This is a genomic window from Microcystis sp. M083S1, from assembly GCF_020246405.1.
GTDB classification, from domain to species: Bacteria; Cyanobacteriota; Cyanobacteriia; order Cyanobacteriales; family Microcystaceae; genus Microcystis; species Microcystis aeruginosa_C.
On the sequence record NZ_JADBTB010000097.1, the window covers coordinates 1 to 6,708 of the forward strand.

8 protein-coding genes and 1 tRNA gene are annotated in these 6,708 nt (G+C 43.6%); 2 read left to right on the forward strand and 7 right to left on the reverse strand.

What is annotated here, in order from left to right; genetic code table 11:
* Positions 1 to 363: 363 nt before the first annotated feature.
* A complete protein-coding gene (locus IM450_RS09530) occupies positions 364 to 1,008 on the reverse strand; it encodes a hypothetical protein (protein WP_002803410.1) in 645 nt (214 codons plus the stop codon).
* A 102-nt stretch (positions 1,009 to 1,110) separates the two neighbouring features.
* Between IM450_RS09530 and mnmA the strand changes: the two genes are divergently transcribed.
* Positions 1,111 to 2,169, forward strand: a complete 1,059-nt coding sequence (gene mnmA / locus IM450_RS09535; protein WP_008201212.1) for a tRNA 2-thiouridine(34) synthase MnmA — start codon at positions 1,111 to 1,113, stop codon at positions 2,167 to 2,169.
* A gap of 89 nt (positions 2,170 to 2,258) precedes the next feature.
* Here mnmA and IM450_RS09540 read toward each other — a convergent pair whose 3' ends face one another.
* The 6 genes from IM450_RS09540 to ndhL form a co-directional block, all read right to left on the reverse strand.
* Positions 2,259 to 3,011 carry a phycobilisome rod-core linker polypeptide gene (locus tag IM450_RS09540; protein ID WP_002803412.1) on the reverse strand — a complete coding sequence of 251 codons (753 nt, stop codon included), beginning with the start codon at positions 3,009 to 3,011 and terminating at the stop codon, positions 2,259 to 2,261.
* Positions 3,012 to 3,219: 208 nt separating this feature from the next.
* A complete protein-coding gene (locus IM450_RS09545) occupies positions 3,220 to 3,801 on the reverse strand; it encodes a phycobiliprotein lyase (protein WP_002803416.1) in 582 nt (193 codons plus the stop codon).
* 75 nt (positions 3,802 to 3,876) lie between these two features.
* Positions 3,877 to 4,800: a restriction endonuclease gene (locus IM450_RS09550; protein ID WP_002803417.1), complete on the reverse strand. Its 924-nt coding sequence runs from the start codon at positions 4,798 to 4,800 to the stop codon at positions 3,877 to 3,879.
* A gap of 436 nt (positions 4,801 to 5,236) precedes the next feature.
* Entirely contained in the window at positions 5,237 to 5,665 is a 429-nt protein-coding gene (locus IM450_RS09555) for an ATP-dependent zinc protease family protein (protein ID WP_002751980.1), read from the reverse strand.
* Positions 5,666 to 5,669: 4 nt separating this feature from the next.
* Positions 5,670 to 5,975, reverse strand: a complete 306-nt coding sequence (locus IM450_RS09560; RefSeq protein WP_002744428.1) for a DUF3007 family protein — start codon at positions 5,973 to 5,975, stop codon at positions 5,670 to 5,672.
* 21 nt (positions 5,976 to 5,996) lie between these two features.
* Positions 5,997 to 6,236 carry an NAD(P)H-quinone oxidoreductase subunit L gene (gene ndhL, locus IM450_RS09565; RefSeq protein WP_002732218.1) on the reverse strand — a complete coding sequence of 80 codons (240 nt, stop codon included), beginning with the start codon at positions 6,234 to 6,236 and terminating at the stop codon, positions 5,997 to 5,999.
* 172 nt (positions 6,237 to 6,408) lie between these two features.
* On the opposite strand from ndhL, the gene IM450_RS09570 reads away from it, so the two are divergent.
* Positions 6,409 to 6,494, forward strand: a tRNA-Leu gene (locus tag IM450_RS09570).
* Positions 6,495 to 6,708 lie beyond the last annotated feature (214 nt).

Consider the following 6,708-nt stretch of genomic DNA (forward strand, 5'->3'; position numbering starts at 1 on the left):
AAGTAGGTAGGCGTTAAAAATTATCAGACACCACCCTTATCAAGGGTAGGGTTGATTCATGAATCAACCCTACCTTATCAAGGGGAGCAGGGGGGATCGAACCTAAAATCCATTTTTAATTTAATTATAACCAGCTACTTATGTGTAATTAATTGTGTCTAGCTACTTAAGAACTTGCCCTCAAAATTAATTTTTGATAATTTTAATTAATATTGTGTCTCCCCACTCTCCTATACCTTTTAAACAGGATTTAGTATTACAAGCGGTCTTATTAACCCGCAGCAGGGCAAGGGTTAAGGAGACTTAGGGATAATTCCCAGACCTGAACCCGGATTATTATTAATATTCTCAACCCTAACTTTACTAATTATTGAGGGTAATAATCTGGGCGCTAAAACCCTGTCTAGTTAACTCTTGTACCCGTTGTTTAGCTTGGTATTGTTGCTGAAATAACCCAACTTGAATCACATTTTCTCCCGTACGGATAAATGCGAGGGGTTCAATTTCTTTAATTTTTGCCAACGCTGCTGCACTATTACTCTGAACTTCAACCCGAAAGAGTTGATTAGTCGCAATAACCCGCTGCTGTGGTGGGGGAGAAGGGGGTTTATTGGTGCGATTTTGAGGTCTGGGTGCTGGTGGATTGACAGTTTGACGATTATGATTATTAACCACCGTAGCATCGGCAGGACGCACGGTAGCGGGAGCTTGAAAAACGTATTCTCTCAGGGGTTGATTACCGGAAACTGGGTCCGCCACCAGAGGACGAACTGAAGGAGAATTAACTGGGGGTAAATTTAAGGGTGAACATTGGGAACAATTAACAGCACTGGGACTGTCTGAACGTTTAGTTGGTTGTCTCACCGCCGGCGGTGGGGGCAAACGACGACCGGGATAAAGATTCTGGGCAAAAGATAAGTTTGCTTTTAGCAGCAGCGTTGCTTGAGCGATTATCCCGACTTTTAACCAAAATAAAGCCGAGAAAAACAGTAGGTTTGTTCTCATCATGCTGGTTTGTCCTCACACGAAATTTGGGTACACCATGTCCAAATTTTAAAGTAGGAGATGCTAGTCTAGAAAGTATATTGGTTAAAAATCATTACAAGATTTATGGGAAAAGTTGTTGTCGGTCTATCGGGGGGAGTAGATAGCTCTGTCGCCGCTGCCGCCTTACACGCTCAAGGTTATGATGTTATTGGCTTGACCCTGTGGTTAATGAAGGGTAAAGGTCAATGCTGCTCCGAGGGAATGGTGGATGCGGCCTTTATTTGTGAGCAGTTGGGGGTTCCCCATCATATCGTCGATAGTCGCGAGCTTTTCCAAAAAGAAATTATTGATTATCTAGTTTCCGGTTACGAAGCGGGAATCACACCGCTGCCTTGTTCTCAGTGCAATAAAGCGGTAAAATTTAGCCCGATGCTGCATTATGCCAGGGAAACCTTGCAAACGGACACTATTGCCACTGGTCACTACGCTAGAATTCGTTTTTCTCCTGAAAACAACCGTTATCAACTGCTGCGCGCCGTCGATAAAAATAAAGATCAATCCTATTTTCTCTATGATCTAACTCAAGATGTACTGCGTGGGACTTTATTTCCCTTGGGAGAACAAACCAAGGCAGAAACCCGCAGGATTGCCCAGGAATTCGGTTTAAAAACAGCAGATAAACCCGATAGTCAGGATTTATGCTTGATTGAAGCTCACGGAACGATGCGATCGTTCTTGGATAAGTATATCGCCGTTAGTGAGGGCGATATCGTCGATCTCGATGGCAAAGTTTTGGGTAAACATAGCGGTATCCATCATTATACGATCGGACAACGCAAAGGCATCGGCATCGCCGCCGCCGAACCTCTCTATGTGGTAAAACTGGATCCCGTCATGAATCGGGTTATCGTCGGTAATCGCGAAAGTGCCGTTAGTGCCGCTTGTCTTGTCGGACGGATGAACTGGGTTTCTATTGCCGAACCCACCACCCCTATCCGCGCGCAAGTACAGGTCCGTTATCGTTCTCCGGCCGTTCCCGTCAATGTTATTCCCCTGGAAAATAATCAAGTGAAGCTGGTTTTCGATGAACCACAATTTAGTATCACCCCGGGCCAGGCAGCCGTGATTTATGAAGGGGAAATCGTCCTCGGTGGGGGGATTATCTCAGGAGCCACCCCATAGGGAGAGCCACCAATTCACAGAATAACCTGATTATGGTTCGGGGGTCATTCTGCCAATTAGGGACTCTCCCCGGCAGGTTGAGCTAAAAATTAACGACGGGGTACAGAAGCCTCGATGTTAATATTCATAGCGGAGACTCTTGGTACAGGATTGCCTTTGGCGCTACCGAGACCCCGGGCCATAGCCAAGAAGCTGGAAGGATCGCCGGCTTTGGGTTTTTGCTCTTGGGGAACATAGCGACGTACAGCATTCTGCCAAACGATTTGAGGGAAGCCCAAAATACCACGATAGTAGCCATCGTAGCGAGGCGAGGTGATGTTGAATGGACGTTCACCAATTTCGCGGCTGGCTAGGGTGCGACGACGTTGGTAGGGAACGGTATCATAACCAAAGCTTTGCAGATACTCGTCACTGTTGAGAAGTTGATCGACAAAACCTTGAATCCCTTTGGTGGCAACGACAATCGACCAAGCAATTTTTTCTCTTTCGCTATAGACATCGCGACCGAGAACTCTTTGTACTACCTGTTCGACAAAGCGATAGTTGCTGTTTTTCTCGTAGAAGCTGTTATAGAAGGTTTTCGATAACAGTAAACCACGAATGAAATCCCGCACCGATAATTGTCCATTGCGTAATTGGGATTCGAGGAAGGGTTCCCGATCCCATTTGAAGGCATGGAAGAAAATCTGACGGTAAGCGGCTTCGATTAAATCGTCCAGGTCGGTAGGGGAGAGGACATTTTCCGTCGTGTAAACTCTCGGTTTTTCGTCTCCACCGACATCATAACCAGCTACCCGCACGTTTTGGGACTTGGGGGCGTAATTTAAAAGAGGAATGGCCAAGGGTAAACCTCCGTATCCTTAGAAATGCTTAAAAAACTTTCCTCCTAATGATAAGGGAGTAGGTGCCAACTAGAAAAGAAATATTAAAAATTCTTACAATTGTTAAGAAAACTTGCTTACCATCCGGGGAGTGGGGAGCGCCGGAGCAGGGAGAGGGGAGAAAAAAGCTGATGACTGATAACTGATAACTGATAACTGATAACTGAATTTACCAGCCACTAATCGAATAGGATGATGGTTCGGGGGAATCACTAGAGACTGACTCCGATGACTGATTGCGGGATTCAGCACAAAAAGTGGCCGTATTAAAACCGCCAAAACGTTGAACTGTGCTAGTGCGGAGACGTAAATCGGCATCGGCAAACCAAAAACGCTCGATCGAGGTCATAGTTTCGTATTCTGTAATTAAGACTAAACCTTCCTGTTCATCAATGTGATAACGGCCCGCCACGGGAATGATTTCCGCATAACCTCGCTCCCGCAACAGAACACCCGCTTGGGGATTATCTTCATCGGGAATTAGCGCAAAAACGGTGGTTCCTTGATGATTTTCGTCTTCTTTGTCCCACTGCATCGAACCATCCCAACTGACAAAGGCACCCCCCACAGTCTTAGCGGGATCGACTTCGTGCATTTCACAGATAGCGATAATTTTCGGGTTATCGGCGCTTAAAGCTTCCACATAAATCTCGGAATCGCCGGTTTCTGAGCGTCGAAAGGGTAAATGATGGGTGGTGCGCTGAGATTTCCACTGTCCCGCACTTTTCTGAAAAAAGGTCATCCCGTCCATAGTTTTTATCCTCTATTTTTTCCATCTATTTTAACGCCATGGCCGTTTTCTGTAACCCTTGTCCTCCTCTCTCTCTCATTCATCCCCAAAATAATCATGATCAATTCTCTTGATTTCATAGATTTTTTGGGTCGATACACCTAAGTTATAATCAATCATCAATTGACTTAATTCTTCCCCATCAATCAGCACTATTTTTATCTCATTTCTGGGGGCATATTCTAAAGCTTCTTGGGTAAAATAGGAAGTAGTGATAAAAATACCTTTTTTGGCTCCTTGTCCCGCTAATGCTCCGACAAATTTCTGGATTTCTGGACGACCAACGGCATTATTATCAGCCCATCTTTTGGCTTGAATATAGATTATATCTAAACCGAGTCTATCTTCTTTTATTATCCCATCAATCCCTTGATCCCCGCTCTTACCTACCGCTTTACCAGCATCTCTAATCGAGCCACCATAACCCATTTTTACCAGTAATTCTACTACTAATTTTTCAAAAGCATCTGGGGATAATTTTCGCAGAATAAAAAGTAAGTCTGTCGCTAATGCTTGACGAATTTCTTGATAGGAGTTTTCTAGTAATTCCTCGGGATTTTGTTCTTGATCAGAAGTTGATAAATTGCTTTCAAGAGTAATAGTTTCATTTTGCTTATTGACTCTAGTAAATTCTTGAAACTCAGGAAATTGCCTGAGAAATTTGGTATCAATTCGAGTAGGATTTTGAGATAAGATTTCTTTTCCTTTCTCAGAAATTACAAAAGTTGCTCTTTGGGGTGAGTCAATTAATCCCGCTTTCTTTAAATAGGTTTTTGCCCAACCGACTCGATTAGCAAAAATTTCTTGTTGTCCACTGGGAAGCATTTCTTTTCTTTCCGCTTCCGTGACTTGAAACTCTCTGACCAAGGCTTCAATAATTTCTCGATATTTATAAACTTTGCCATCTGCAAGTATTTTTAATAGGGGCAACATAATCGATTGAAAATCGGGAATGGGCATAGTTCGGCTGAAAAGCGGGGGCAGTCATCACAATTATACAGCAACAATCTCCAAGAATTTAGATAGATAATAATACACCTGAAATTATTAAGAATGTCGAGAGGCATTCCTCAAGAATCTGAGAGAGAATCAATATTATGGGAATCTAATACTAAATCTTGTTTAAAAGGTATAGGAGATCGGGAAGTAGTGGAGCCTTTTTAGTAAACAGTAAACAGTGAACTAAAAACTCACATCTGATAACTGATAACTGATAACTGATGCAAAACTGACGGCTTGGCTCTTCTAGGTTCTGTGTGATAAGTTTAACTTACATAGGATCGATCTTTGTGTCCTTTGTGTCTTTGTGGTTCGCTCCACTCCCTCGCTAGGAGTAATGTATCTTAGAATACATTTTACCCACCAAACCTGGGAGAGCCACGGCTTTAAATATAACTTAACTCAGTAAAAAAGACCTATTCGGATGGACAAGAAAGCCTTTTTTCAGTGCTTCTCGTCCTAACAACATCCGAAAACCCATGACATCGCGATTAGTCAAGGTTAATTCGATCGGCCATTGACGACCGCCAAGTGATACACTTGTTCTGATAACGGGACGTAGTTGACTTTGACCCCCGGAATTTTTTACCCGTCGCCATTCGAGGATTTCTGCGGTAGTGGTGACAGTGTGGCGACTATCTTTTTGGTAGGGATGAACTTGAAAGCGCAGCCAATTGCGATCGCCATCTCGAAAAGGATGCAGATCAAAAGCGTGTAGGGCCGAGGAGCGAGCGCCTGTATCAATCTTGGCCTTTATTTTGGTAATGCCTAAATCAGGTAAATCCAGCCATTCTCGCCAACCGATGATGATTTTATCGGGTTTCATCGGTCTATTTAGTTTTTTCTTCTTCAATCTCCCGCTGCATTTGGGCGATTTCTTCGGGAGTCATCGCTTCCAGACGTTTTTTAAAGACGGCATCTTCGTAATCCTTGCGCTGTTGGCCGTAGGTCATATTATCGGTGGCGACTCGAAACAGATAGGTAAAAATCCAACCGATGACACCACCTACCAACACCGCTTGACTCCAAATTCCCGCCGAAGCACTATCTAAACCGGTTTTTTGTAGGACAATGTAGAGGATGCCGCCCATAGCAAACATCCCTATACCAATCCCGATGACATCAATGCGTCTCATGGGTTTTTTTTGGTTGATAACTTAAGCTTTTAGGGTACGACGTTGGGGACGGAAGTTAAGGAAAGGACTCAACAACAGCATCCCGGGGAAGAAAAAGCTCATCAGAAAGTACATAAACCCTCTTTCCCAAGAAGAAGCCACATACCAGCGTGTATTGAGGTAGTAGTAGATAACGGCGGGAATGACGAGCAAATACAAGACACTGAGAGATAGGTAGATCAGGGCGATGATAATGGTTTCTTGCGTCAGAATTGATTGCATAAGGATATATTTTTCTCAATAGCTGTCGGTGAACGGCAATTCACCTGCTGATTATTTTACCCCCTCTTTCCCCCTTTGTGGCGATCGAATTGGCGGGCTAAAATAATTTACTGAAAATACTCTTGCCAATTAAATTATTTATGATATGATAAAAAATTGTCGGTCAAATAACGGGGGCGTGGCGGAATGGTAGACGCTACGGACTTAAAATCCGTTGAGCCTTATAAGCTCGTGAGAGTTCGAGTCTCTCTGCCCCCATCAATCGAAGTCTATATTTAAACTGAGTGTTGGATATTCTAGTACAAATGTCCATGCTCTTAGTAAAAACTTTTGGCTCTTCTAGGTTCTGTGTGATAAGTTTAATTGACATAGGATCGATCGATCTTTGTGTCCTTTGTGTCTTTGTGGTTCGTTCCACCCCCTCGCTCTTGAGAAATGTATCTTAGAATACATTTTACCCACCAAAGCTGGG

Coding starts and splice junctions, on each gene's coding strand:
- IM450_RS09530 (WP_002803410.1), bottom strand. CDS start 1,008: ATGATGAGAACAAACCTACTGTTTTTCTCGGCTTTATTTTGGTTAAAA.
- mnmA (WP_008201212.1), top strand. CDS start 1,111: ATGGGAAAAGTTGTTGTCGGTCTATCGGGGGGAGTAGATAGCTCTGTC.
- IM450_RS09545 (WP_002803416.1), bottom strand. CDS start 3,801: ATGGACGGGATGACCTTTTTTCAGAAAAGTGCGGGACAGTGGAAATCT.
- IM450_RS09550 (WP_002803417.1), bottom strand. CDS start 4,800: ATGCCCATTCCCGATTTTCAATCGATTATGTTGCCCCTATTAAAAATA.
- IM450_RS09555 (WP_002751980.1), bottom strand. CDS start 5,665: ATGAAACCCGATAAAATCATCATCGGTTGGCGAGAATGGCTGGATTTA.
- IM450_RS09560 (WP_002744428.1), bottom strand. CDS start 5,975: ATGAGACGCATTGATGTCATCGGGATTGGTATAGGGATGTTTGCTATG.
- ndhL (WP_002732218.1), bottom strand. CDS start 6,236: ATGCAATCAATTCTGACGCAAGAAACCATTATCATCGCCCTGATCTAC.